General features: G+C 70.7%; 20 protein-coding genes and 2 tRNA genes. 7 read left to right on the top strand and 15 right to left on the bottom strand.

Going from position 1 to position 24,846, the window contains the following annotated elements:
- Nucleotides 1-2: 2 nt before the first annotated feature.
- Nucleotides 3-1,061, bottom strand: a complete 1,059-nt coding sequence (locus ABD264_RS02340) for an ABC transporter substrate-binding protein (RefSeq protein ID WP_344203914.1) — start codon at nt 1,059-1,061, stop codon at nt 3-5.
- A gap of 119 nt (nt 1,062-1,180) precedes the next feature.
- Nucleotides 1,181-1,981: an SDR family oxidoreductase gene (locus ABD264_RS02345; protein WP_344203916.1), complete on the bottom strand. Its 801-nt coding sequence runs from the start codon at nt 1,979-1,981 to the stop codon at nt 1,181-1,183.
- Nucleotides 1,982-2,118: 137 nt separating this feature from the next.
- Between ABD264_RS02345 and valS the strand changes: the two genes are divergently transcribed.
- The 3 genes from valS (at nt 2,119) to ABD264_RS02360 (ending at nt 7,085) form a co-directional block, all read left to right on the top strand.
- Nucleotides 2,119-4,767 carry a valine--tRNA ligase gene (gene valS, locus ABD264_RS02350; RefSeq protein WP_144942582.1) on the top strand — a complete coding sequence of 883 codons (2,649 nt, stop codon included), beginning with the start codon at nt 2,119-2,121 and terminating at the stop codon, nt 4,765-4,767.
- A 149-nt stretch (nt 4,768-4,916) separates the two neighbouring features.
- Nucleotides 4,917-5,954 carry a hypothetical protein gene (locus tag ABD264_RS02355; protein WP_344203918.1) on the top strand — a complete coding sequence of 346 codons (1,038 nt, stop codon included), beginning with the start codon at nt 4,917-4,919 and terminating at the stop codon, nt 5,952-5,954.
- A 99-nt stretch (nt 5,955-6,053) separates the two neighbouring features.
- Nucleotides 6,054-7,085, top strand: coding sequence for an alpha/beta fold hydrolase (locus tag ABD264_RS02360; protein ID WP_344203920.1), 1,032 nt, complete (start codon nt 6,054-6,056; stop codon nt 7,083-7,085).
- Between the two features lie 180 nt (nt 7,086-7,265).
- On the opposite strand, the gene ABD264_RS02365 is transcribed toward ABD264_RS02360, so the two are convergent.
- The 6 genes from ABD264_RS02365 to ABD264_RS02390 all read right to left on the bottom strand — a co-directional run bounded on the left by ABD264_RS02365 (nt 7,266) and on the right by ABD264_RS02390 (nt 12,466).
- A complete protein-coding gene (locus ABD264_RS02365; RefSeq protein ID WP_144942579.1) occupies nt 7,266-7,868 on the bottom strand; it encodes a mycothiol-dependent nitroreductase Rv2466c family protein in 603 nt (200 codons plus the stop codon).
- Between the two features lie 30 nt (nt 7,869-7,898).
- Nucleotides 7,899-9,194 (bottom strand): ATP-dependent Clp protease ATP-binding subunit ClpX, encoded by a 1,296-nt coding sequence (gene clpX, locus ABD264_RS02370; protein WP_144942578.1) that lies wholly within the window; start codon nt 9,192-9,194, stop codon nt 7,899-7,901.
- Between the two features lie 150 nt (nt 9,195-9,344).
- Nucleotides 9,345-10,007 (bottom strand): ATP-dependent Clp protease proteolytic subunit, encoded by a 663-nt coding sequence (locus ABD264_RS02375; RefSeq protein WP_144942577.1) that lies wholly within the window; start codon nt 10,005-10,007, stop codon nt 9,345-9,347.
- Between the two features lie 50 nt (nt 10,008-10,057).
- Nucleotides 10,058-10,660 carry an ATP-dependent Clp protease proteolytic subunit gene (locus ABD264_RS02380; protein ID WP_186366686.1) on the bottom strand — a complete coding sequence of 201 codons (603 nt, stop codon included), beginning with the start codon at nt 10,658-10,660 and terminating at the stop codon, nt 10,058-10,060.
- 297 nt (nt 10,661-10,957) lie between these two features.
- Nucleotides 10,958-12,292 (bottom strand): trigger factor, encoded by a 1,335-nt coding sequence (gene tig, locus ABD264_RS02385; RefSeq protein WP_186366656.1) that lies wholly within the window; start codon nt 12,290-12,292, stop codon nt 10,958-10,960.
- Between the two features lie 101 nt (nt 12,293-12,393).
- Nucleotides 12,394-12,466 (bottom strand) — tRNA-Pro (locus ABD264_RS02390).
- A 198-nt stretch (nt 12,467-12,664) separates the two neighbouring features.
- On the opposite strand from ABD264_RS02390, the gene ABD264_RS02395 reads away from it, so the two are divergent.
- Nucleotides 12,665-12,735, top strand: a tRNA-Gly gene (locus tag ABD264_RS02395).
- 121 nt (nt 12,736-12,856) lie between these two features.
- On the opposite strand, the gene ABD264_RS02400 is transcribed toward ABD264_RS02395, so the two are convergent.
- Complete coding sequence (locus ABD264_RS02400) at nt 12,857-13,780, bottom strand: Fpg/Nei family DNA glycosylase (RefSeq protein WP_144942575.1); 924 nt, start codon at nt 13,778-13,780, stop codon at nt 12,857-12,859.
- A gap of 10 nt (nt 13,781-13,790) precedes the next feature.
- The gene (locus tag ABD264_RS02405) at nt 13,791-14,303 is read right to left on the bottom strand and encodes a ribose-5-phosphate isomerase (RefSeq protein WP_144942574.1); all 513 of its coding nucleotides are present in this window, start codon (nt 14,301-14,303) and stop codon (nt 13,791-13,793) included.
- A 249-nt stretch (nt 14,304-14,552) separates the two neighbouring features.
- Here ABD264_RS02405 and pepN point away from each other — a divergent pair, with 249 nt between their 5' ends.
- Together pepN and ABD264_RS02415 are read left to right on the top strand one after the other, a co-directional pair.
- On the top strand, nt 14,553-17,144 hold the full coding sequence (pepN, locus tag ABD264_RS02410) for an aminopeptidase N (RefSeq protein WP_344203925.1): 2,592 nt from the start codon (nt 14,553-14,555) through the stop codon (nt 17,142-17,144).
- A 125-nt stretch (nt 17,145-17,269) separates the two neighbouring features.
- The gene (locus ABD264_RS02415; RefSeq protein ID WP_144942695.1) at nt 17,270-17,680 is read left to right on the top strand and encodes a globin; all 411 of its coding nucleotides are present in this window, start codon (nt 17,270-17,272) and stop codon (nt 17,678-17,680) included.
- A 135-nt stretch (nt 17,681-17,815) separates the two neighbouring features.
- Here the strand turns inward: ABD264_RS02415 and ABD264_RS02420 are convergent, their stop codons facing one another.
- Nucleotides 17,816-18,526: a DUF8185 domain-containing protein gene (locus ABD264_RS02420; protein WP_144942572.1), complete on the bottom strand. Its 711-nt coding sequence runs from the start codon at nt 18,524-18,526 to the stop codon at nt 17,816-17,818.
- Nucleotides 18,523-18,990 (bottom strand): acyl-CoA thioesterase, encoded by a 468-nt coding sequence (locus tag ABD264_RS02425; protein ID WP_344203927.1) that lies wholly within the window; start codon nt 18,988-18,990, stop codon nt 18,523-18,525. The genes ABD264_RS02420 and ABD264_RS02425 overlap by 4 nt, the downstream gene beginning before the upstream one ends.
- Nucleotides 18,991-19,033: 43 nt before the next feature.
- Here ABD264_RS02425 and ABD264_RS02430 point away from each other — a divergent pair, with 43 nt between their 5' ends.
- The gene (locus tag ABD264_RS02430) at nt 19,034-19,924 is read left to right on the top strand and encodes an acyl-CoA thioesterase (RefSeq protein ID WP_310745676.1); all 891 of its coding nucleotides are present in this window, start codon (nt 19,034-19,036) and stop codon (nt 19,922-19,924) included.
- A gap of 24 nt (nt 19,925-19,948) precedes the next feature.
- Here the strand turns inward: ABD264_RS02430 and ABD264_RS02435 are convergent, their stop codons facing one another.
- The 3 genes from ABD264_RS02435 to ABD264_RS02445 all read right to left on the bottom strand — a co-directional run bounded on the left by ABD264_RS02435 (nt 19,949) and on the right by ABD264_RS02445 (nt 24,812).
- Nucleotides 19,949-20,695: a 4'-phosphopantetheinyl transferase family protein gene (locus tag ABD264_RS02435; RefSeq protein WP_344203931.1), complete on the bottom strand. Its 747-nt coding sequence runs from the start codon at nt 20,693-20,695 to the stop codon at nt 19,949-19,951.
- Between the two features lie 817 nt (nt 20,696-21,512).
- Nucleotides 21,513-23,351 (bottom strand): siderophore-interacting protein, encoded by a 1,839-nt coding sequence (locus tag ABD264_RS02440; RefSeq protein ID WP_295108420.1) that lies wholly within the window; start codon nt 23,349-23,351, stop codon nt 21,513-21,515.
- Nucleotides 23,352-23,486: 135 nt separating this feature from the next.
- On the bottom strand, nt 23,487-24,812 hold the full coding sequence (locus ABD264_RS02445; protein WP_344203935.1) for a lysine N(6)-hydroxylase/L-ornithine N(5)-oxygenase family protein: 1,326 nt from the start codon (nt 24,810-24,812) through the stop codon (nt 23,487-23,489).
- Between the last annotated feature and the right edge of the window lie 34 nt (nt 24,813-24,846).

Below are 24,846 nucleotides of genomic sequence, written 5' to 3' on the forward strand. Positions count from 1 at the left end.
GGTCAGGCCCCCAGGGCGTTCTTGAGTGCCGGGACGTGCGCGTCCAGGGCGTGCGGCATGGACAGCGGCGAGGACGAGTACCCGGAGAGCACGTCCGGCTTGGACGTGAGGAACAGCCCGTGGCCGTCCTTGATCGCGGGGATCGTCTTGAGCACGGAGTCCGTGCGGAACTTCTCCGCCTGGGCGTCGTCCTCCGCGGCCGCCACGAAGAGGTCGCTCTGCAGCTCGTCAGCGCGCTCCTTGGGCCACTCGCGCCAGAACTCGTCCCCGGGGATGTTCTCGGTGACCACCGGGGCCAGGCTCAGGCCCAGCGAGGTGAGGAAGCGGGGCCGCCCGTCCGTGGGGCCGTAGAAGCCCAGGCTCTGGGTGACGTCCCCGTAGATGAAGGTCTTGCCCTTGGCGTCCCCGAGGTCCTCCGAGCGCTTGCTGATGAGCTCCTCGGTCTGCGAGACGAGGTCGTCACCGGCCTGGGAGCGGCCCAGGGCCTTGGCGGTGAGCTTCTGCATGTCCTGCCACGAGTTCACCCACGGGCCCGTGGGGTAGGCCACCACGGGGGCGATCTCGGTGAGGCGCGTGTACTCGTCCTGGGTCACCCCGGAGTTCACGGCGATGATCAGGTCCGGGCTCAGCTGCGCGATCTCGGTGAAGTTCACGCCGTCCGACTCGTCGATGGTCGTGGGGCTCTGCCCGCCCAGCTCGGTCACCTTGGCGTCGAACCAGTCCGTGGAGCCCTTGTCGTTGCCGCCCCACGAGACCTTGGTCATCCCCACGGGGACCACGCCGAGGGCCGCCACGAAGTCCTGGGTGTTGCTCGCGCCCACGCACACGACGCGCTCGGGGGCCTTCTCCACGGTGGTGCTGCCGAGCTTGTGCTCGACCGTCACGGGGAACGCGTCGGTGGGCGTGGACGAGGCGGTCGCCCCCGGGGTCGCGGCGCCATCGCCTCCGCGGGATCCGGTGGAGCACGCGGCGAGGCCCACGATGGAGGCCAGGGCCAGGCCGGAGCCGAGGACGGCGCGGCGGCTGAGCTGGTGACGGGGCTGGGGCAGGTCGCGGGGCATGGGCTCTCCTGGAGCAAAGAATTTGATAAGGCTCGCCTAACCTAATTCCTCGTCCCGGCGCTGGCAAGCGGAGACCGCCCCGTGCTCCAGAGGTTCCCCGCCGCCACGCGGGGCCACGCTCAACTGGTGGTGCGGATCACCTTGTGCGGTGCCGCCTGGGCCACGGGCTTGAGGGTGAGGGTGTCGATGTCCACGTGGTGCGGCAGCTCCACCGCGAACGCGCAGACCTCAGCCACGTCCCGGCCCGTGAGCGGCTTCTCGACACCCTCGTAGACCTTGTCCGCACCCTCGGCGTCCCCGTCCAGGCGGCGCAGCGAGAACTCCGGGGTGTGCACCATCCCGGGCGCGATCTCGACCACGCGCACGTTGTGCTCCGCCTCCTCCAGCCGCAGCGCCTCGGTCATGGCGCGCTCCGCGTACTTCGCGGCGTTGTACCCGGAGCCGCCCTCGTAGGCGCGCATGGCGGCGAGCGAGGTCAGGTTCAGCACCGTGCCCTCCCCGTTGGCCCGCAGCGCGGGCAGGAACGCGCGGGTCACCCGAAGCGTGCCGAGCACGTTGACCTCGTACATCCACTGCCAGCGGTCCACGTCCGCGTCCGCCACGGAGTCCGTGCCGCGCGCCCCGCCCGAGATGTTGAGCTGGGCGTCCACCGTGCCGGCCTCGCCCAGCACGCGGTCCCGCAGGGCGTCCACCTGCGCCTGGTCGGTGATGTCCGTGGGCACGGGCACCGCTCCCGTGCGCTCGGCCAGCTCCGCGAGCCGGTCCTCGCGGCGGGCCACCGCGTAGACGGTCCACCCGCTCGCGCGCAGCCGCTCCACGGTGGCCTCTCCGATTCCCGTGGAGGCCCCGGAGACCACGGCCACCTTGCCGTCGCCGAGCCGGGCGGGGGCGGGATACGTCGATTCCGTGCTGTTCGTCATGCCCCCGATTCTACCGACGACGCCGCCCGCACCCGGCCCCGTAGGACCGCAACCGTGCGCCGCGCACCGGCGCGGGCGGCGTCGTCGCCCCCTCTGGACGGGCCCGGGCCCCGGGCTCCCGTGAGAGACTGGGAGGCATGGCACAAGAGACGACGGGTACAGACACGCCCACGCACACCGAGAGCACAACCCCCGCCGCAGTGGCGGTCCCGGAGAAGCCAGCCCTGGAGGGCCTGGAGGACAAGTACGCCACGCAGTGGCGCGAGAACGGGACGTACGCGTTCCGCGAGCACACCGACCGTGCGTCCGTGTACTCGATCGACACCCCCCCGCCCACGGCCTCGGGCTCCCTGCACGTGGGGCACATGTTCTCCTACACGCAGACGGACGTCATTGCCCGCTACCAGCGCATGAGCGGCAAGAACGTGTTCTACCCCCTGGGCTGGGACGACAACGGCCTGCCCACCGAGCGCCGCGTGCAGAACTACTACGGGGTGCGCTGCGAACCCGGCCGACCCTACGTCGAGGGCTACCGGCCCCCGGAGAAGCCCGCCAAGAACCAGCGCGACTGGGACGTCGTGTCCCGGCAGAACTTCATCGAGCTGTGCGAAGAGCTCGCCGTTGAGGACGAGAAGGTCTTCGAACACCTCTTCTCCACCCTCGGGCTGTCCGTGGACTGGAACCGCACCTACCGCACGATCGACGCCCACTCCCGCAGGGTCTCCCAGCTCGCGTTCCTCAAGGATCTCGAGGCCGGCAACGCCTACATGGCCGAGGCCCCCACCATGTGGGACGTCACCTTCCGCACCGCGGTGGCCCAGGCCGAGCTCGAGGACCGCGAGCGCGAGGGCGCCTACCACCGGATCTCGTTCCACCAGCACGACGGCGGGAAGGTCTTCATCGAGACCACGCGCCCCGAGCTGCTGCCCGCGTGCGTGGCCCTGGTGGCCCACCCGGACGACGAGCGCTACCAGCACCTCTTCGGCACCACGGTGCGCTCGCCGCTGTTCGACGTGGAGGTCGAGGTCCGCGCCCACCCGCTCGCGAAGCCGGACAAGGGTTCGGGCATCGCCATGATCTGCACCTTCGGCGACCTCACGGACGTCACCTGGTGGCGTGAGCTGAACCTGCCCACGCGCGCCCTGATCGGCCGTGACGGCCGCTTCACCGCCGAGCAGCCCGAGTGGATCGCGGACGGCGCCCCGGCCGAGCACTACGCCGAGGTGGCCGGCAAGACCGTGTTCTCCGCGCAGAAGGCCGTGGTGGAGATGCTCGCCGCCTCGGGAGATCTCGAGGGCGAGCCGAAGAAGATCATGCACCCGGTGAACTTCTACGAGAAGGGCGACAAGCCCCTCGAGGTGGTCACCTCCCGCCAGTGGTACATCCGCAACGGCGGGCGGGACCCCGAGCGGCGCGAGGACCTGATCCAGCGCGGCCGCGAGATGGCCTGGCACCCCTCGTTCATGCGCTCTCGCTATGAGAACTGGATCGAGGGTCTGAACGGGGACTGGCTGATCTCCCGCCAGCGCTTCTTCGGCGTGCCCTTCCCCGTCTGGTACCCGCTGGACGCCTCCGGTGAGCCGGACTACGAGCACCCCGTGCTGCCGTCCCACGAGCAGCTGCCGGTGGATCCCGCGACGGACACCGCTCCCGGCTACACCGAGGAGCAGCGCGACCAGCCGGGCGGGTTCATGGCGGACCCTGACGTGCTGGACACCTGGGCCACCTCCTCCCTGACCCCGCAGATCGCCACAGGATGGGGCGTGGACGAGGAGCTGCACGCCAAGACGTTCCCCATGGACCTGCGACCCCAGGGCCACGACATCATCCGCACCTGGCTGTTCTCCACCGTGGTGCGCGCGGAGACGCTGGCCGGGACCGTGCCGTGGACCAACACGGCGCTGTCCGGGTGGATCCTGGACCCGGACCGCAAGAAGATGTCCAAGTCCAAGGGCAACGTGGTGGTCCCCAACGACGTCCTCGAGAAGTACGGAGCGGACGCCGTTCGCTACTGGGCCGCCTCGGCCCGCCTGGGCGCGGACACCGCGTACGACGAGGGGCAGATGAAGATCGGGCGCCGCCTGGCCATCAAGCTGCTCAACGCCTCCAAGTTCGTGCTCGCGCAGGGTGTCACCGAGGCCTCCGTGCTGGGCTCGGGGACGGACGCCTCGGTGGTCGGCAACGACCTGGACCGTGCCCTGCTCGCGCAGCTGGCCGACGTCGTGGAGCGTTCGACCACCGCGTTCCGCGAGTACGAGTACGCCCGCGCGCTGCAGCTGATCGAGTCCTTCTTCTGGACGTTCACGGACGACTACGTGGAGCTCGTGAAGGACCGGGCGTACGGCTCCCGCGGTGCCGAGGCCCAGGCCTCGGTGCACGCCGCGCTGGCCACCACCCTGGACACCCTGCTGCGGCTGTTCGCTCCGTTCATCCCGTTCGCCACCGAGGAGGTCTGGTCCTGGTGGCGTGCAGGTTCCGTGCACCGCGCCTCCTGGCCCGTCACGGACGGCTACGCGGGGCTCGCGCGCGACGGCGATCCCGAGGTCCTCACGGTGGTGGGCGAGGCCCTGTCCGGGCTGCGCAAGTCCAAGTCCGAGGCCAAGGTCAAGCAGCGCACCGCCGTGGAGTCAGCCACCATCTCCGCCCCGGCGGACGTCCTGGCCCGCCTGCGCGGCGGCCTGGACGACCTCAAGGCGGCCGGCAACGCCGCGGACGTCACCCTCACGGAGGCGGACGGCGAGCTGGCCGTGAGCGACGTCGTGCTGGAGCAGACCGAGCAGGCCTGATCCGCCGACGAGCGGAGTCCGTCTCGACGGACGACGCGTCGGAGAGCGCCCCGGTGACCTCGACAGGTCACCGGGGCGCTCTCAGCATGAACCACCGGCTCGTCCCCGCGCGGAGCGGGCCACCCTCCCACACCAGAAAGCTCGATCCCATGAAGAAGTCCCTCTCCCTCGCCGCCCTGGCCCTCCTCGCGCTCACCGGTTGCTCTGCCGGTCAGAACGGGACCGGCTCCTCGCAGGAGGCCTCCGACCACGGCACGTTCGAGGGCGTGACGAACTGGGAGGGCTCCGGAGACGACGGCGTGGCGTTTAGGGCCACAGCAGACGTGGCAGCCCCGGCCGGGGTCGAGGAAGCACGCACGCTCATGAAGAAGTCGGAGACGCCCCTGCACTTCCTCGCCGTGACAGTGGACAACATCCACGGCACACAACCGGTCAGTGCCAGCAGCGCCTCCTTCACCACTCCCGAGGGCGAGCTCGTCGAATACACGATGGTCGGCGACTACCTCAACGACTACGAGGCCGCCGAGAGCGAGAGCGGTGACGCCGAGAACCGGGTCATCGAAGTGCACAACGCGTTCTCCAGCGACGAGTACGAGGTGGTCGCGGGACAGAAGAAGACGGTGGTGCTCGCCTCGGAGAACGACTACCCGCACGACGTCACGCACGCCACCGTCAACGGAACGACGTCGCTCGCGCCGTCCGAGACCTCTGCCGAGACCGACAAGGCCACGGGAGCCCCCGAGCCCAGCGAGGCCGTGGGCAGCAACGACAAACTGGCCGACCTCAACGGGACCACGTTGAAGGGCAATGACATCAACTTCCGGATCTTCAGCCCCAACGCGCAGAAGGACCTCAACGCCGCAATGCCTACGCAGCTGAAGGGTGCCTGGGGCGCGCTGTGCTCCGACGCCGCCACCGAGGAGCAGCTGAAGGAGACGGGAGCCACCGCGAACGGGCACCACTGGCGACCGTTCCAGTACGCGGTGTCGGAGAGTGGCGTGGGAGCCCTCAGCGGCAACGCCGACTACAAGGAGTACGAAGCCGCCTCTCTGGCAGAGATGTCCCACGGCGGGGTCTGCGCCGTGATCCAGTCACCCGACGAGTCCGCCGCCACGGAAACCCATTTGGCGACCGTCGGCCACTACCTGGGCAACTCGACGCTGGAGAGCACTGTCGAGGTGAAGTGATTCCCGCACCACGGGACGTGGAAGAACTGCCGGTGCTCAGCAGGGCCAAGCAGCGCCGCCGCAGTACGTGTTCCAGCCCCCGTGGGTGATGATGAACGGGTGACTCCGCCCTCCGCGCCTCCCCCGTCCGGCGACTGCCGGATCCTGCGACGGACCGGCCGCATCCTGCGCCGCGCGGTGCTGGCCGGCGTCGTCGGTCTCGTGCTGCTCACGGTTGTCAGCGTGGTGGGCAACGCCGTAACCACCCCGCCCGACACCCTCGAACCCGAGGCGGGCGCGTACGCGGACGTAAGCGGCGTGGCCGTCCACTACGAGCACTGGGCCGCGACCGGGAAGCACACCTCCGCCGACCCCGCGCCCGTGGTCCTGCTCCCCGGCTTCGCGGAGTCCACGGTCGCCTTCCGTGCCACCGCACCCCTGATCGCCGCGCAGGGCCGGGACGTCTACGCGTTCGACCTCCCCGGATTCGGCTACACCCGCGGCGCGGACACCGAGGACGTGCGGTTGCAGGCGGACCTCGTCGCGGGCTCGATCCGGGCGCTGGGAATTCCCCGGCCCGTCGTCGTTGGCCACTCCCTCGGCGCGGCCGTGGCCGGGGGAACCGCGCTGTGGCATCCGGAGGACGTGGGCGGTGTGATCTTCGCGGACGGCGACGCCCAGGACCTGAACTTCGGTGACGGCACCTGGCGGGCCCGCATCGCCCGCCTGCCGTACACCACGAGCGCGTACCGGATCTTTACCCGCTTCACGTGGCTCAACCGCGCGGCCTTGGCCGGCTCGTGCGGCTCCGCGTGCACGGCGTTCCACGGTGACGACGGCGCCCGCCTCGCCCAGCAGTGGATGCGCCCGCTCATGCAGGGGGACGTGGAGCACTCCCTGCTGGGCAGCGCCGGGCGCAGCGGCATCCTGCACCTGCAGGAGGACCAGACGCGCGCGGTCACCGTTCCCCGCGCCATCATCTGGGGTGCGGAGGACACCCGATCCGGGGGCTCGCTCCAGGACACCCGGGACCGGCTCGGACACCCGGAGGAGCGGATTGTCGACGGTGCCGCGCACGACGTCATGAACGCCCAGCCCCGGGCCTTTGCCGACGCCGTCGGGGCCCTCGCGGACGGCATGGACCGGCACTGATCCCGCCTGGTTTCGACCGGAGGCGGTAACAGCACGCGTCTCCCCCCCCGGGCGCCCGAACGGCGGGATGGGTTCACCTGGAGCGGCTCGCGGGGCCGACCCGAGGACGACGCACCCCCGCCCCGGTGACCTTCTCAGGCCACCGGGGCGGGGTCTGTCACTCGCTGTGCGGGAGCGGACTCAGCTGAAGTCCGGGCCCTTCTCGCGCCCGCGCTTGAGCTCGTAGAAGCCGGGGTAGGACGCCAGCGCCAGGGCGCCGTCCCAGACCTTGCCGGCCTCCTCGCCCTTGGGCGCCGGGGTGAACACGGGACCGAAGAAGCCCACGCCGTTCACGGCGATGCACGGGGTGCCGATGTCCTGACCCGCCACGGCACGGGCCTCGTCCGTGGACGCCCGGATGGCGTCGTCGTACTCGGTGGAGTTCTTGGCCGCGGCGAGGTCTGCCGGCAGACCGACCTCTGCGAGGGACTCGGTGATGATCGCCTCGAGGTCCTGCATGCCACCGGGGTGACGACGGGAGCCCATGGCGTCGTAGAGCTTCTTGTAGTACTCGCCGCCGTGCTGCTCGGCCGCGGCCTGGATCACGCGCACGAGCCACATGGACTCGTCGTGGCCGTGGTGGTGGTTCTCGGGGTTGTCCTCGTTGAGGATGCCCAGGGAGATGATCTTCCAGTCCACGTCCACGTCCCGGATGCGCACGACCTCCTCCATCCAGCGGGAGGTCATCCACGCCCACGGGCACAGGGGGTCGAACCAGAAATCGACGTGCTGCTTCTCAGACATACTGAATCCTTTCGTGCGTTCTGCGCGGTCTCACGCGGACTTGTGACGTCGCCGCTCGGCCTCGATCATCTCGTGCGTGAAGATCTCGGGGTCCGCGATCTTCGCCACGGCGTCCTCGGTCACGAGCACAGCGGCGATGTCGTCGCGGCCCGGGAGGTCGAACATGACGGGCATGAGGATGTCCTCGAGGATCGCGCGCAGGCCGCGCGCTCCCGTGCCGCGCTCGATCGCCAACTCTGCAATGGCCTCCAGCGCCTGGGGGTCGAAGGTGAGCTCCACCCCGTCGAGCTGGAAGAGCTTGCGGTACTGCTTGACCAGGGCGTTGCGCGGCTCCGTGAGGATCCGCACCATGTCCGGCACCGAGAGCTTGGAGAGGGTGGTCACCACGGGCAGCCGCCCGATGAACTCCGGGATCAGTCCGAACTTCAGCAGGTCCTCCGGCTGCACCTGGCCCGTGAGGTCCACCTCGGAGGTGTCCTTGATGGGCGCCCCGAAGCCGATGCCCTTCTTTCCCGTGCGCTGCTGGACGATCTCCTCCAGCCCCGCGAACGCCCCGGCGACGATGAACAGCACGTTGGTGGTGTCCAGGTGCAGGAACTCCTGCTGCGGGTGCTTGCGCCCACCCTGCGGAGGAACCGAGGCGACGGTGCCCTCGAGGATCTTCAGGAGCGCCTGCTGGACCCCTTCGCCCGATACGTCGCGCGTGATCGAGGGGTTCTCCGATTTACGCGAAATCTTGTCGATCTCGTCAATGTAAATAATCCCCTGCTCCGCCTTCTTGATATCGAAATCAGCGGCCTGGATGAGTTTGAGAAGAATGTTCTCAACGTCTTCACCGACGTAACCTGCTTCCGTGAGGCTCGTGGCGTCCGCCACGGCGAACGGCACGTCCAGCTTCTTGGCGAGCGACTGCGCTAGGTATGTCTTGCCGGAGCCCGTGGGGCCCACCAGGAGGATGTTGGACTTGGCGACCTCGATCGCCTCCTCGTCCCCCTCGGAACCGGCGATCGACAGCGTGTGCCCGGAGACACCGGCCCGGATGCGCTTGTAGTGGTTGTAGACGGCCACTGCCAGGGCGCGCTTGGCGGGCTCCTGCCCGATCACGTACTCCTGCAGGTGGTCGTAGATCTGCTGCGGGCGGGGAAGCTCCGCCTGGTCCGTCTCCGTGACCTCGGTGAGTTCTTCCTCGATGATCTCGTTGCACAGCTCGATGCACTCGTCACAGATGTACACGCGCGGGCCGGCGATGAGTTTGCGCACCTGCTTCTGGCTCTTGCCGCAGAAGGAGCACTTGAGCAGGTCGACGCTCTCTCCGATGCGCGCCATGTATCAGCCTCACACTTCGTCTCGACGGATGCTGGAACCACTCTAGGCGAGCCGTTCCGGCCGCGCCCAATCCCCCACGGACGCATGACGGTCACGACGCCCCGTGACGGGTGCGCCGTGACCGTGCGGTGCGTCCTGGCCCTGGGCCTCTCAGGCCTGGGTGACCGTGGAGGGCTTGTTGATCTTGCGGGAGTCGAGCACCTGGTCGATGATCCCGTACTCCTGGGCCTCCCTGGCCGTGAGGATCTTGTCGCGCTCGATGTCGCGGTTGATCTCCTGCACGTCCTTGTTCGTGTGCAGCGCCATGGTCTCCTCGAGCCACGTGCGCATGCGCATGATCTCGTTGGCCTGGATCTCGATGTCCGAGGCCTGGCCGCCGCCCTGGCCCTCCATGGCAGGCTGGTGGATCAGCACGCGGGCGTTGGGCAGCGCGAGGCGCTTGCCCGGGGTGCCGCCGGCAAGCAGCACGGAGGCCGCGGACGCCGCCTGGCCCAGGCACACGGTCTGGATCTCCGGGCGGATGTACTGCATGGTGTCGTAGATGGCCGTCATGGCCGTGAACGAGCCGCCCGGAGAGTTGATGTACATGGTGATGTCCCGGTCCGGGTCCTGGGACTCGAGCACGAGCAGCTGCGCCATGATGTCGTCCGCGGAGGTGTCGTCCACCTGAACGCCCAGGAAGATGATGCGGTCTTCGAACAGCTTGGTGTACGGGTTCTGACGGCGGTAGCCGTACGGGGTGCGTTCCTCGAAGTCGGGGATCACGTAGCGGCTGCTGGGCAGCTGCGGTGCGGTGGCGTGTGGCAGGTTCATTGGTCCGTCCTGAAAAGTCTGTGGATGGTTCGTGGCAGCGCGGGAGCGGGCTACTGCGAGTCCTTCATGGTCCCGCCGCCGCCGGTCACGTTGCCGGCGGACTGCGCGATCTGGTCGAAGAAGCCGTACTCCAGGGCGCGCGGGGCGTCGAACCAGTTGTCGCGGTCGTTGTCGCGCAGGATGGTCTCGAGGCTCTGGCCGGTCTGCTCGGCGGTGAGCTCCGCGAGGCGCTGCTTCATGGACAGGATCAGCTCCGCCTGCACGCGAATGTCCGACGCGGTGCCGCCCATGCCGCCCGAGGGCTGGTGCATGAGGATCCGGGCGTTGGGCGTGGCGTAGCGCTTGCCCTTCGTCCCGGAGGAGAGCAGGAACTGACCCATGGATGCGGCGAGGCCGGTGGCCACGGTGACGACGTCGTTCGGGATCAGCTGCATGGTGTCGTAGATGGCCATGCCCGCGGTCACCGAGCCGCCCGGGGAGTTGATGTAGAGGTAGATGTCCGCCTCCGGGTCCTCCGCCGAGAGCAGGAGCATCTGGGAGCAGATCAGGTTCGCGTTGGTGTCGCGCACCTCGGAGCCCAGCCAGATGATGCGCTCCTTGAGGAGCCGGTTGTAGACGTAGTCGTCCTGACCGCCCGGTGCCATGTCCTCCATGCGCGGAGTGGCCGGTGCGGCACCGTACGGCTGAATGGGAGTGGAGGTCATGAATGCCCTCTTTCTTCTGGACGGGTCCGAGCTGCCCGAACGGCACGCCCGGACCCACGATCACTTGCTGTCTCAGAAGCGTAGTAGCCGCCCCGCGGCCTGTGGCCCGGTGGTCCGGGCTGTTCGCTGGTGGCGCATGGTGGCACGCGGACAGCGAAACGCCACGGCCACCCCGCGTGCGTGCGGGGTGCCGTGGCGTCTCGTGGGCCGCCGCACCAGGTCTCCCTGGCACCACGGCGGGTGGGATCACTCGGCCTCGGTGGCCTCGGTGTTCTCAGCGTCGTCGGCGGTGCCCACGAAGGAGGACAGGTCCACGGTCTCGCCGTTGGAGTCCTTCACAGTGGCGGTCTCCAGAACCTTTCCCAGGGCCTTGCGGCGGCGAACCTCGCCCACCATCATCCCGGCCTGGCCGGAACCGTCGAGCATCTGCGCGAACTGGTTCGGGTCCATGCCGTACTGCTGGGACATGTTGATGATGTAGTCGATCAGCTCGGACTGCTCCACGCCGACCTCTTCGGCCTCGGCCACGGCGTCCAGGATGATCTCGTTGCGGAACGCGGTCTCGGCGTTCTTGCGGACCTCCGCGCGGTGCTCCTCGGTGTCGTGACCGGGCTCCGCGGAGGCCTGGGCCTGCTCGGAGTCGAAGTGCTGGGCGACCTGGTCCTCGACGACCTTCTCGGGCACGGGGACCTCGATGAGCTCCACGAGCTTGTCGAGGACCTTGTCGCGGGCCTCGATGCCCTGCTCGACCACGGCGGACTCGGCGGCCTGCTTCTTCAGGTCCTCCTTGAGCTCCTCGATGGTGTCGAACTCGGAGGCCAGCTGGGCGAACTCGTCGTCGGCCTCGGGCAACTCGCGCTCCTTGACGGCGGTGACCTTGACCTTCACGGTCGCCTGCTCGCCGGAGTGCTCGCCACCGGCCAGGGTGGTCTCGAAGGTGGCGTCCTCGCCGGCCGAGAGACCCGTGACGGCCTCGTCCATGCCCTCGAGCATGGTGCCGGAGCCCACCTCGTAGGAGAGGTCGTTCGCGGCGTCGACCTCGTCGCCATCCACGAGCGCCTGCAGGTCGAGGGTCACGTGGTCACCCTCGGCGGCGGGGCGGTCCACGGACTTCAGGGTGCCGAAACGGGCGCGCAGCTCGTCGAGAGCCTTCTGCTCGTCCTCGGCGGTGGCCTCACGCGCCTCGACCTCGATCTCGAGGCCCTTGTAGTCGGGCAGCTCGATGTCGGGGCGGATGGCCACGGAGATCTCGACCTTGGTGTCGGCCTCGCGATCGTCCTGCTCCGGCTTGGAGAGGACCTCGACCTGCGGCTGCGACAGCGGGGTGAGCTCGTTCTCGGCCAGCGCCTGCTGGTAGAAGGAGTTGAGGCCCTCGTTCAGGGCGTTCTCCACGACGAAGTCGAAGCCCACGCGCTGGTCGATGAGCTTGGAGGGCACCTTGCCCTTGCGGAAACCGGGGATCTGGATCTGGTTGCCCAGCTCCTTGTAGGTCTCCTGGAGGAAAGGCTTCAGATCCTCGTAGGCGATCTCCATGGTGATCTTCGCCTCGGTGGGATTGAGTTTTTCGACGGCGCTCTTCACTTCCGCTGTACTCCTGGGGTCGTAGGGTGACTGCCTGCAACGGACCGGGGTCGGTCCGGTGGGTCCACGGGCTGCACGGCACGGGCCGTTGCGCCCAGACGTCGGGGTGACAGGACTCGAACCTGCGATCTCCTGCTCCCAAAGCAGGCGCGCTAGCCACTGCGCTACACCCCGTGGCCGCGTGCGGGGCACGCGAATTCCTCCCGCGCGCACCACTGCTGGACGCGCGCGGACCGGGCGTCGGCGCGCCCGTGGGCGGCCGACAACACGACAGTCTATCGTGCCGAACGCCCGAGCCCGTAAATCCGGCCCCGGACCGGGCGCCGCGGGTGGCACGGCCCACGGTGCTCGTGTACTGTCTTCAACGTTCCCGGGGGCGTAGCTCAATGGTAGAGCCCCAGTCTTCCAAACTGGCTACGCGGGTTCGATTCCCGTCGCCCCCTCGTCATTGCGAATAAAACCCCGCAGCCACCGGTTGCGGGGTTTTTCGCGTGTCGGCCAAGAACGCGTCACCACCGGGACGAGAGCACGCCGACGACGCCGCCCTGCTGGCTTCTGCGGACCTCAGGCCTGGCACACGGGGCACCAGTACAGGCCCCGGCCGTTGAGGTCCCGCTTGAGCACGGTCGCCCCGCAGTGCAGGCAGTCCTGGCCGTGGCGGTGGTAGACGTAGTTTGCGTGCTCGGGCCACGCCTCGGACTCGGGCACACCCGGGCGGTCCGCGAGGTCCGTGGTGATGATCCGCCCCACCCGCGCGCCCACGGCCATGAGCGCCACGTTCTCCTCCCACAGCCCCAGCAGCTCATCGCGCGTCAGGGAGCTGCCGGGTCGCAGGGGATCCACCCCGCGGCGGAAGAGAGACTCGGCGCGGAAGATGTTGCCGATCCCGGAGACCACGTTCTGCTCCATGAGCAGCACGCCAACTGCCCGCCTGCTGCGACCGGCAGCCGCGAGGAACGGCTCGGGGTCCGCCTGAGGGTCCAGCGGATCGGGTCCGAGCTTCGCCTCGGCGGCCCGGGCCTCCTCCGGCGTCTCCACTGTGCACAGCGCGGGACCGCGCAGGTCCGCCCAGCCGTGCTCTCCCACGAGCCGGGCACGCACGGCACCCACCGGGGCCTCGGGAACGACCCGTCCGGCGTCGTCGTAGGTCACGGCGTCCGCCTCCGCGCTGCCGGTCTCCCGCTCCCCCACGCGGCGCGGCGCGCCGATCGACGACGCCGCCGCGAACGTCTCGTCCCCCGCGAAGCTCCACGCCCCGTAGATCCCGAGGTGCGAGCGCAGCACGAGCACGTCCGACGGCTCCTCCGGCGCGGTGAAGTCCAGGTACAAGTGCTTGCCGTGGGCGCGGGCGCTCGTGAGCACGCGGCCGTCGACCAGCGCGGCACCGGCGGCGAAACGCCCCTGCGGGCTGCTCACGCCCAGCTGCTGGCCTTCGAAGAGGTCCCCGAGCTGGCGGGCGAGCCGGTGGATCGAGTGTCCCTCGGGCACGCGGGAGCCCTCAGCCGCGGGTGAACGGGCGGGGCGTGATCGCGGACAGCCTGCCTGCGATGTCCCCGGTGCGCTCGTACTCGGCGAGCTGCTCGATCCTGCGCACGTGGCGCTCTTCGTCCGAGAACGGCTCCTCCAAAAACGCGACGACGAGCTGCAGCGCCTCCTCCTTCTCATGCTGGCGACCGCCCAGGGAGACCACCTGCGCGTTGTTGTGCTCCCGGGCCAGACGTGCGGTGTCCAGGTTCCAGGCCAGGGCGGCGCGGATCCCGGCCACCTTGTTGGCGGCCATCTGCTCGCCGTTGCCGGAGCCGCCGAGCACGATGCCCAGGGAGTCGAGACCGTTCTCGCGGTCCTCGCGCACACCGAGTGCCGCGCTGATGCAGAACGCCGGGTAGTCGTCTGCGGCGTCGTACTCCTCGGGGCCGTGGTCGATCAGCTCGTAGCCCCGCTCCGTGAGCTGCTCCATGAGGTAGTGGGACAGCTCGAGGCCGGCGTGGTCGGTGGCGATGTGCACGCGCATGGGTCTTCTGCAACTCCTAGGTGGTTTCCCGCAGACGTCCCCCGCCGCGCCGGACGGGACGCGGACCGGGAAACAGGACGTGCCCAGCCTATCGCCGCGGCCGGACCCTGCGCCGTCGCCCCTCGGCCGCGGCGCCACCGGGCCACCGGGCTGCACGACCGCCGTGGGCCTCGGGTCTTGCGACGACTGTCATAATGGCCCAATGCCCCGCGTGGGCATGGAAGTGTCGTCGAGGAGAGGAACGCCGTCGTGCCCGGAACCAATCTGACCCGAGCGGAGGCCGCCCAACGCGCGCGGACCATCTCGGTGGAGTCCTACCGCGTGGCCCTGGACCTCACCCGGGGGGCGGAGACCTTCCCGGCGCGCACCACCGTGGTGTTCACGGCCGAGCCCGGGTCCGAGACGTTCATCGACGCGGTCACGGCCTCCGTGGAGTCGGTGACCCTCAACGGCGAGTCCCTGGGCCCCGCGGAGGTCAGCGACGGCGAGCGCATCCAGCTCCCCGGCCTCGCGGAGCACAACGAACTGGTGGTCGAGTCCACCATGTTCTACATGAACACCGGCGAGGGCCTGCACCGCTTCGTGGACCCCGCGGACGGCGAGGTCTACCTCTACTCGCAGTTCGAGGTCGCGGACACGCGGCGCATGTTCCCCGTGTTCGAGCAGCCGGACCTCAAGGCCGCGTTCGAGTTCTCCGTGACCGCACCGGAGACCTGGCAGGTGGTCTCCAACCAGCCCACCCCCGAGCCCGTGGCCGTCTCCGGCGGGGTGGCCCGCTGGGACTTCTCCCCCACGCCGGTGATGTCCTGCTACGTGACCGCGCTGATCGCCGGACCGTACCTGAAGACCACCGACAGCCTGGTCTCTGCGGACGGCCGCACCGTGGACCTCGGCCTGTTCGCCCGCCGCTCCCTGTTCGAGCACATGGACGCGGACGAGATGTTCGAGATCACCAAGCAGGGCTTCGAGTTCTACGAGTCGCAGTTCGGCGTGCCCTACCCGTTCGAGAAGTACGACCAGCTCTTCGTGCCCCAGTTCAACGCCGGCGCCATGGAGAACGCGGGCGCCGTGACCTTCGTGGAGTCCTACATCTTCCGCTCCAAGCCGGCCCAGGCCCTCGTGGAGCGCCGCGCGATCACCGTTCTGCACGAGCTGGCCCACATGTGGTTCGGGGACCTCGTGACGATGCGCTGGTGGAACGACCTGTGGCTCAACGAGTCCTTCGCGGAGTACATGTCCACCCTCGCGTGCGCGCAGAACACCAGGTACACGAACGCGTGGACCACGTTCGCCGCCGGTGAGAAGTCCTGGGGCTACGCGCAGGACCAGCTGCCCACCACGCACCCCATCAAGGCAGAGATCCCGGACCTCGAGGCCGTCCTGGTGAACTTCGACGGGATCACCTACGCCAAGGGCGCGTCCGTGCTCAAGCAGCTCGTCGCGTGGGTGGGCCAGAAGGAGTTCATGGCGGGGCTCAACCGCTACTTCGGCAAGCACGCGTGGTCCAACACCGAGCTCTCCGACCTCATGGTGGAGCTGGAGGCGGCGAGCGGTCGCGACCTCAAGCGGTGGTCCGAGCGCTGGCTCGAGACCGCCGGGGTGAACACCCTGATCCCCCGAATGACCGCGGACGCGGACGGGGTCATCACGTCCTTCGCGATCGAGCAGATCGGCCAGGAGGGCCACCCCACGCTGCGCCCGCACCGCGTGGCTGTGGGCTTCTACGACCACCGCGAGGACACCGGCCGGCTGAGCCGCACACTGCGCGTGGAACTGGACGTGGACGGCGAGCTCACGCAGGTCCCCGACCTCGTGGGCCGAGAGCGCCCGGACCTCGTGCTTCTCAACGACGACGATCTCGCCTACGCCAAGATCCGCCTGGACGAGTGCTCCCTGGCCACCGCGATGAACCACCTGGGCGACTTCGACGAGTCCCTGCCGCGCTCCCTCGTGTGGGCCGCGGCCTGGGACTCCGTGCACGACGGCGTGAGCCCCGCGAGCGACTACGTGCGCCTGGTGCTCGCCAACGTGGGCCACGAGACGGACTCCACGACCGTGCAGGTGCAGCTGCGCCAGCTGGACACCGCCCTGGACCACTACCTCGCCCCCGAGCACGCGCAGCAGGTCCGGGAGGACGCCGCGGAGAGCCTGTGGCGCCTGGTCGAGGAGTCCGAGGCGGGTTCCGACCACCAGTGGCAGTTCTTCCGCGCGTTCCTGCGCCGGGCGTGCACGGACGCCCAGATCGAGCGTGTGGCGGGCTTCTCCCGCGGCGAGGGCGTTCCCGAGGGCCTGGAGCTGGACACTGACACCCGCTGGGCCGTGCTGATCGCCCTCGTGGCGGCCGGCCGCAAGGGCGCCGACGACATTGCGGCGGCCCTGCGCGAGGACAACACCGAGACGGGTGCCATCGCGGCTGCGACCGCGTCCGCAGCGATCCCCACGCCGGAGGCCAAGGCGAACACCTGGCGCCTCGTGGTGGAGCAGGGCGCCCTGCCCAACTCCCAGCAGCAGGCGGCGATCGCGGGCTTCTTCCGCGGGCACGACGACGCCCTGGTGGCCCCCTACGCGGACCGGTACTTCCAGGAGGTCACCGGGGTGTGGCGCGAACGCACGCACGAGATCGCCCAGCAGATCGCGGTGGGGCTGTTCCCCCGCGCCTACTCCCAGGAGGTCGTGGACGGGGCCCAGCGCTTCCTGGACGCCCTCGACCCCGAGCTGAGCGGGCTGCGGCGGATAGTGCTCGAACGCCAGGACTCGGCACGCCGCGCGGTCCGCGCGCAGCGGATCGACGCCGCGGCCCTGGGCGAGTCCTCCTCCGATGGTGAGGGAGCCGCCCGGTGAGCGACGCCGCCAATCCGGAACACCTGTCCGCCGAGGCCGCTGCCCCCGCTGGGCGCCGCACGTTCACCCTCGGGGCCGTAGGCTCCCGCTCGGCGGGCGGGTCCGTGGCGCAGCCCCCGCAGCAGGTGGGGGACGCGCGGGAGGCCGCCGAGGCGGCGTCGTCGGACTCGTTCTACGCGCAGGTGGGCGGGCACGAGACGTTCGTGAAGCTCACGCACGAGTTCTATGCGCGCGTGGCCGAGGACCCGGACTTCAAGGCGCTGTACCCGGAGGAGGACCTGGGTCCGGCTGAGGAGCGGCTGCGGTTGTTCCTGGAGCAGTACTGGGGCGGGCCCACCACGTACTCCGAGCAGCGCGGGCACCCCCGGCTGCGGATGCGCCACGCGCCGTTCCCCGTGGACACCTGGGCGCGCGAGACGTGGCTGGCGCACATGCGCGCGGCCATGGACGCCGTGCAGCTCTCCCCGCTGCACGACGGCATCATGTGGGACTACTTCGAGCGGGCCGCCCACGCGATGGTGAACCGGCCGGGCTGAGCCCCGTAGATGCGGGCGCGGCTCCCGGCGGTGCGGGTGGTTCCGACGGCCGCAACACCGCGGGAGCTCCCGGTTCTGCCGACGGCGCACGGGTGAGCCCCGCGCCGTCGGACGCGGTGGTGGGGCCGAGCCGCATCAGCGCGGCAGCTTGACCAGCACGTGGCCCGCGGCGGTGCTCAGGCGCAGCCACTGCCCGGTCTGCTCCGCGGCCACGTGGACGTCTGAGTCCGGGGACGGGATGAAGCCGAGGACGTCCAGGGCGAACGCGGCGCCGTCCGGGATCTCCGGGCCGTCGAGTGGACCCCACCCGGAGGAGGCACCCCACACCCGCGAGCGGACCTTCTGCACGATCGCGGCACCCGAGTCCGCGGGGACGGCGTCCGAGACGGCCTGCACGCCACGGCGGGCAACGTCCCGCACGTGGTGCGCGGCCACCGTCCCCAGTGCGCTCCAACCCGTGCGCGGTGCGACGATCCCGGCCCACGGCGCGTTGACCTGCTGCGGTGGGGCACTGAGCCACACGGCGTCGTCGCCCGCGGGAACCGCCTGCGTGCTCACGCGCGCAAGGCGGTCGGTGATGGCCGAGGCAGCAACCGTGGTGTCCAGGCCCGAGGACTCCGCGAGGGCCATGGTGCGCAGCCCGAGGACCACCGGGGCGGTGTCGAGCAGGCCCGCGGGGTGGATCACGGAGACCCACACGGCGAGCACGCGGTCCATGCCCTGCAGCCGCACGGCGGCCTGGGGATCCACGGAACGGGCCCGGCTCACGTACGTGGCGAGGTCCGCGGCGTCGCGCTGGTCCAGCAGCGCGAAGCCCTCGGCGGGGTTCTCGTGGGGGGTGCTCATCGTGCGTGGTCGTACTTCACGTCGTCCTCGAGCGAGGCGAGCAGCGCCTTGTGGTCCTCGGAGAGCTTGACGCTCTTGCCCGTCTCCGGGTCCATGACCACGATCACGGACTCGCCCTGCGCGTAGACGTGCGAGCCGTCCTCCTCCTGCAGGCTGTAGGAGATGGTGAAGGACGAGCCGCCGATGCGGGAGATCCACGTGCGCACGCACACAGGATCCATGCGGAAGAACAGCTGCTCCTTGTAGTCCACGCTCTGATGGGCGACGACGGTGCGCAGCTCCCCCACGGCCCCCCGGAACGTGGTGTCCTCGGGGATGCCGTGGTCCGGGTCCTTGGCGATGGGCGAGGCTGTCAGTCGCACGCGGGCGTCCTCGAAGTAGCGCAGCATGGTCACGTTGTTGATGTGGCCGTACTGGTCCTGGTCGAAGAAGCGCATCTGGATGGGGATGTTGAGCGAGGTCATGGTTCTATCAGACCACATTCGTCAGCCGGTTTAGAGTGGGGCCATGACTGTCGATCCCACCCAGGAACCCGTGGCCGCGCTGATCCGGATGCTCGACCTCGCGGACGGCGGTGGCGCCCGGACCACGGAGGACATCTTCGTGGGCCACACGATCACCACCCCCCGGGCACGGGTGTACGGCGGGCAGGTGCTCGCCCAGGCCGCGATGGCCGCCATGCGCACCGTGGACCCGGGCCGGGCCATCCACTCCCTGCACGCGTACTTCCTGCGGGGCGGGGACATCGAGGTGCCCATCACCTTCGGGGTGGAGCGGGTGCGGGACGGCCGCTCCTTCTCCGCCCGCCGGATCCACGCCTACCAGGAGGGCAAGACCATCCTCTCGGTGATCGCGTCCTTCCAGGAGCCCGCCGAGGGCCTGGAGCACCAGGACGAGATGCCCGAGGGCGTCCCGGACCCGGAGTCGCTGCCGGCCCTGCGTGAGACCCTCGGGGCGCTGGACATCCCCGAGGCCCGCGCCCAGGCCTTCGAGCGCCCCTTCGACATGCGCTACATCACGCAGCCGCTCTTCCTCCCGTGGCAGGGCGCCCAGGACTCGTACAACGCCGTGTGGATCAAGGCGCTCTCCCCCCTGCCGGACGATCCCGCGATCCACCGCGCGGCGCTGGCCTACGTGTCCGACTACACGATGATGGAACCCATCCTGCGCCGCCACGGCCGGTCCTGGGGAGACCGGGGCATGAACGTCGCCTCCCTGGACCACGCCATGTGGTGGCACCGCTTCGCACGGGCCGACGAGTGGATCCTCTACACGCAGACCTCCCCCAGCGCGTCGTCGGCGCGAGGGCTGTCCATCGGCAAGATGTTCACGCGCAACGGCACCATGATCGCCACCACGGTGCAGGAGGGCATGATGCGCCTTCCCGAGTTCCGCTGACGGGGCACTGTCCCCAGGACGCTGTTACTGCTTGGAACGGCCCAGCGCCGCCGCCGTCAGCACGAATCCGCCCGTGAGGGCCCAGCGCCCCCGCACTGTCATCATCTGTTCACCTCCGACGCTCAGCGGGCGCGGCAGCGCCACGGCGAACGTGCCGTCCGGGTGCACCACGGTGTCCACCTCCTCGAAGCCGAGCCACTCGTGGCGCAACGGGTACCAGAGCTTGTAGACGGCCTCCTTGAGGCTGAAGACCACGCGCGTCCACGCCACGTCCGGGGCCGTGCGGTGAAGCTCCACCAGCCGATGCCGCTCGGGCCGTGTCAGCGTGAGGTCCACGACGTCCTCGGGCAGCGGGAGGTGGGGTTCGGCGTCGATCCCCAGGCCGGCGACGTCGCCCGCCCGGGCCACCGCGGCCGCCCGCAGCCCCTCGCAGTGGGTGATGCTGCCCACCACACCGGCCGGCCACAGGGGCTCGCCGCGCCCGCCCCGTCCGATCGTCGCGGTGGGCACGCCCAGCAGATCCAGTGCCTGGTGCGCGCACGACCGCCCCGTGGCGAACTCCGCGACCCGCGACGGCACGGCCTTGGCGAGCGAGTCCCCCTCGCCGGGGCGCAGTGCCCCCGCGACGTCCTCGGTGGCCGCCACCACCACCGCGCCGTCGGGCAGCAGAGCCGCGAGCGCCCGGGCCACCGCAGACTGCCCGGACGGGACGGGCACGCCACCCCCGGAGGCACTGTCGGTGCCAGTGGTCGTGGCTGCCGTGGGTCTCATAGGGCACCTCCGGGGTGGTCTGCGGGGCCCGGGCTGCTCCCGGGTGGTGACGTGGCCGGTTCCCACCATGCCAGGACCGGGGCACGCCCCACCACGAGAGCACGGAACGGCCAGGTCCTGGCCTGAACGTGCCGGGCCCCGGGGAGGAGTCAGCATGCCCCGGTATCGTCCGTGTGCGAGGCGGCCCACAGCTCGGCGCAGCGACCGCCGCGGCACGGTAGCGGGAGACCGCCTCGGGGCCCGCTCCCAGCCCCGTGATGACCCGCAGACCGGTGAGGTGGTCCACGGCGGCGTCGGCCGTGGCACCCGCGGTCTCCTGGGCCCGGTGCTGGCGCGCGGCGAGCGGGGCGGTCAGGCGGTCCGTGACGAACGCCGTGACGGCCGCACCGGCCACGGTCATCAGGTCACCGGGGGTGCGACGGCGCCCGCCCAGGCCCTCGGGTCGGGTGAGGGTGTCCGTCACGCGCAGGCGCAGCTCGTGCTCCACATAGCTCGTGGCGGCGTGACCCCTGCGGGCCCCGATGCGGTACGAGAAGCTGAGCAGCACGAAGACGAGCGCGAGCAGCACCACGACCAGCACGGTGCCGCGCAGGTCGCCGCTGGCCAGGGGCCCGTCGAGCGCGCGGCCCACGACCACGGGCACGAGCACCTCACCGAGCTGGTGGGTGACCGCGAGGACCGCGGCGCCCAGGGTCAGCCGGGGACGCGAGCGCAGCACCTGCCCGATCAGCCCCGCCGGGGTGGTCGAGGGCATCACGGCCAGGTAGGTCCGGCGGTCCTCGTCAACGGGTGGTTCGAGCAGCGTGCGCACCCGGGCTCACACCCGTCCGGTGAGGGGTCGCAGCTCCACGGCCCACACGCCCCAGCCCACGGGGTTCACCGCGTGGACGAGCGCCCCGGCGTCCGCGGCGACCGAGGACAGACGGTGTCGGGTGGGGATCTCGCCCCCGCTCAGGCACAGCCGACGCAGGTCCTCCTCCACGTCGAACTCGTCGGGGGTCTCGGTGTCCACGAGGGCGGTGATCACGACGACGCGCCCCACCCGCTGCACGGCCCGGTCCAGCAGGGCGGCGTGCCCGGCCGCGGGGGTGGAGCCGAACGGGTCGAGCAGCAGCAGCGTGGCGGTGCCGTCGGGAACGTCCGCGGGCTCCTCCGTGACGAGGGTCTGCACGTGCTCGCGGCGCACGGCGGAGACGTCCGCCAGACCCCGGCGCACCTCGGCGTCCGAGCCCGCCAGCACGGCACGCAGCCCGGGCACGCGGCGCATCGCCTCCTCGGCGTAGACACCGCATCCGGGACCCGCGAAGACCACGGTCTCGGACTCCTCCAGGCCCACGGCGGCGGGCACCGCCGGTGCGGTGAACCACGCCTCCTCGGCCACCTGGTCGTCGACCTGCGCCGCGAGGGCCTCGTCCTGGGAGCACAGCTCGTCCCAGTGGCGGCCGTCGGTGTCCACGGGCACGGCGGCGCCGGTGGCCAGGGCCCGGTCGAGTCCCGCGAGGGAGAGCTCCCGCACGGTGGCCGCCGGGGAGAGGGAGCGCACCAGCCGGGAGTCGGGGTCCGCGAGCAGGACGCCCGTCTCGCTCAGGGCCAGTACGGCGTCGTCGTCCCCGGTCAGCAGGTCGTGGACGCGCAGGGCGCGCACGAGCCGCCCGGTCGAGGTCTCCGGCAGGTCGAGGACGCGCGCCAGGGCGGGAACGCTCGTGGCGCCGTCGTCCACGTGGGAGAACACGCCCAGCGCGCACGCGGTGCGCACGAGCAGCGCCGGTGCCAGCTCGGTGAGCTCGTGCAGCCGGGCCTCCGCGGAGGGCCCGGTGGCGCCCACGTCCACGACGTCCGGGGAGTCCGCCACGCTGACCACGTCCCGTCGGCGCCAGTACCCGGAGATGTCCGTGTGCTCGCGGGTCACGCCGCGCTCCTCGCGCAGCCAGCGGCGCAGGGGCTTGATGCTCAGGGCCTCCCCGGCCACCCACGCGAAGGCCTCGCCGGGCAGCCAGTCGATGCCCTGCACCGCGGAGACCAGGTCCTCGCCCGCCTCGCGCACGGCCCACGTGAGGGTGACGTCCGCCTCGGTGCTCAGCTCGATCCGGTCCGCGGCGGTGGGGACCTCGACGACGGCGTGCACCCGGGTGCCGCGCGGCAGGTCCTCCAGCGCGCGGGCGATCGCGGGCAGGGCGGTGTCGTCTCCGGCCAGCAGCAGCCAGTCCACGTCCTCGGGTGCGGCGGCGGAGGCCTTGGGGCCCGCCACGTACACGCTCTCCCCCGGGCGGACGCGCCGCGCCCATCCCGAGGCCAGGCCCGTGCCGTGCAGCACGAAGTCCAGGGCGACCTCCCCCGCCTCGGTGTCCACGGAGCGCACCGTGTAGGTCCGGGCGAGCGCGACGGACTCGTCCGTCCACGCCACCGTGCCCCCGGGCTGGGGCTCCGGGATGGCGCACAGCCCCGTCACCGGGTCCGGGACGATGATCTTCACGTCGTCGTCGAAGCCCGTGCTGCGGAACGCCGGGACCGGGACCCCGTTGCGCTCGTGGGCCTCCAGGCCCGGCCCGCCCAGCACCACGCGGCGCATGTGCGGGCTCAGGTCCTCGATCCGCTGCACCTGCAGCTCGCGGATCGCGATCGGGTAGACGGTGGTCTCGCGGGTGGTGCGTTGCATGTGCTGCCTCTCTCTGCCTGCTGCCCGGGCGGGCCGTGGGCCGCCCGCTTCCGGCGTCTGTGGCTCCGGCCGCCGGGTGCCGGGGTGCGGTCTGGTGCGTGCCGGAGAGCTGACCGGCGCGGACCGGCGCGGTCTCTAGTGCGCGCCGGAGCCGACGGCGCCCGCGGCGTCGACGGCGTCGACGGCGTCGACGGCGTCGACGGCGTCGGCCACGGACTGCGCGGCACGGGCCGCGACCACGGAGTCCACGATCTCGCCACCGCGCACCGCCAGGTTGGACAGCAGCGACGAGGACAGGCCGTGGGTGTGCTCCACACCCCCGTTGAGGTACACCGGCGGTGCGGACTCGTCCGCGGGGATCCACTGGTAGTCCCGCGCGACCGCCGGTGCCGTGCCCTCGTGGCGGTACCACCGGGCGTCCGGGCCGAAGAGCTCGGCCGGGTCCGCCGGGCGGTAGCCGGAGGCGAAGACCACGAGGTCCGCCTCCAGGGTGGTGGTCTCCCCCGTGGTGAGGTCTCGGACGTCCACCTCCACGGCCTCGGAGGTCTCCCGGTAGGCCACGACCTCCGAGCAGCTGTCCATGAACAGTCGCCGGTGCCCACTCACTCGCTCCTCGTACTCGACGTCGTAGAGCGCCTCCACGAGCTCCGGGTCCACCGCCGAGTAGTTGGTGCCGCGGTGGTAGTCGAAGAGCCGGCGCCGGACGTCCTCCGGGGCACCGTGCCAGCGGTCCACCATGTCGGGGTCGAAGATGCGGTTGACGAAGGGGCTGTCGTCCGCCGGGGTGTAGCCCACCTTGGCGAAGACGGAGTGCACGGTGGTCCCGGTGTCCCGCTCGTGCAGGAACCGCACGACCTCGGCGGCGCTCTGACCCGCACCCACCACCACCGCGGTGCGCACGGGGCGCGTCAGTCGCTGCAGGGCGTGCACGGTCTGGGACGTGTGGATCACCCGGTCCGAGAGGCTCACTCCCTCGGGCAGCCGCGGCTGCAGACCCGGGGCCAGCACCGCCGCGCGGGCGTGCAGCTGCTCGCCGTCCGCGAGCTCGACCACCACGCTGCGGTCTTCGGGATCCACGCGGGCGGCCTGCACCTCGGCGCCGTAGCGCACCTGCTCCGAGACCTGGTCCGCGGCCCACCCCAGGTAGTCCGAGAACTCGGCGCGGGACGGGAAGAACGTCTGCTTGTTCACGAAGTGGTCCAGCCGACCCCGGTGCTGCAGGTAGGACAGGAAGGACAGCGGGTGCGTCACGTCCCGGAAGGAGACGAGGTCCTTGAGGAACGAGATCTGCATGGTGGTGTGCGGCAGCAGCATGCCCGGGTGCCACGCGAAGTGCTGCGAGCGCTCGAGGAACAGCGCCTCGATCCGCTCTTCGTCAGGGCAGTGCCGGTTGTGGTCGTCGATCGCGATGGCCAGGGCCAGGTTCGCCGGTCCGAAGCCGACGCCGATGAGGTCGTACATGGGGCAACTCGATTCGTTGTTCGTAGGAGAAGGC

The organism is Kocuria salsicia, from assembly GCF_039532055.1.
In the GTDB taxonomy this organism is placed as follows: domain Bacteria; phylum Actinomycetota; class Actinomycetes; order Actinomycetales; family Micrococcaceae; genus Kocuria; species Kocuria salsicia.

Excerpts from the sequence above, each read along its gene's own strand:
- ABD264_RS02340 (WP_344203914.1), bottom strand. The coding sequence starts at position 1,061 with ATGCCCCGCGACCTGCCCCAGCCCCGTCACCAGCTCAGCCGCCGCGCC.
- ABD264_RS02345 (WP_344203916.1), bottom strand. The coding sequence starts at position 1,981 with ATGACGAACAGCACGGAATCGACGTATCCCGCCCCCGCCCGGCTCGGC.
- valS (WP_144942582.1), top strand. The coding sequence starts at position 2,119 with ATGGCACAAGAGACGACGGGTACAGACACGCCCACGCACACCGAGAGC.
- ABD264_RS02355 (WP_344203918.1), top strand. The coding sequence starts at position 4,917 with ATGAAGAAGTCCCTCTCCCTCGCCGCCCTGGCCCTCCTCGCGCTCACC.
- ABD264_RS02365 (WP_144942579.1), bottom strand. The coding sequence starts at position 7,868 with ATGTCTGAGAAGCAGCACGTCGATTTCTGGTTCGACCCCCTGTGCCCG.
- clpX (WP_144942578.1), bottom strand. The coding sequence starts at position 9,194 with ATGGCGCGCATCGGAGAGAGCGTCGACCTGCTCAAGTGCTCCTTCTGC.
- ABD264_RS02375 (WP_144942577.1), bottom strand. The coding sequence starts at position 10,007 with ATGAACCTGCCACACGCCACCGCACCGCAGCTGCCCAGCAGCCGCTAC.
- ABD264_RS02380 (WP_186366686.1), bottom strand. The coding sequence starts at position 10,660 with ATGGAGGACATGGCACCGGGCGGTCAGGACGACTACGTCTACAACCGG.
- ABD264_RS02405 (WP_144942574.1), bottom strand. The coding sequence starts at position 14,303 with ATGCGCGTGCACATCGCCACCGACCACGCCGGCCTCGAGCTGTCCCAC.
- ABD264_RS02420 (WP_144942572.1), bottom strand. The coding sequence starts at position 18,526 with ATGAGCACCCCCCACGAGAACCCCGCCGAGGGCTTCGCGCTGCTGGAC.
- ABD264_RS02425 (WP_344203927.1), bottom strand. The coding sequence starts at position 18,990 with ATGACCTCGCTCAACATCCCCATCCAGATGCGCTTCTTCGACCAGGAC.
- ABD264_RS02430 (WP_310745676.1), top strand. The coding sequence starts at position 19,034 with ATGACTGTCGATCCCACCCAGGAACCCGTGGCCGCGCTGATCCGGATG.
- ABD264_RS02435 (WP_344203931.1), bottom strand. The coding sequence starts at position 20,695 with ATGAGACCCACGGCAGCCACGACCACTGGCACCGACAGTGCCTCCGGG.
- ABD264_RS02440 (WP_295108420.1), bottom strand. The coding sequence starts at position 23,351 with ATGCAACGCACCACCCGCGAGACCACCGTCTACCCGATCGCGATCCGC.
- ABD264_RS02445 (WP_344203935.1), bottom strand. The coding sequence starts at position 24,812 with ATGTACGACCTCATCGGCGTCGGCTTCGGACCGGCGAACCTGGCCCTG.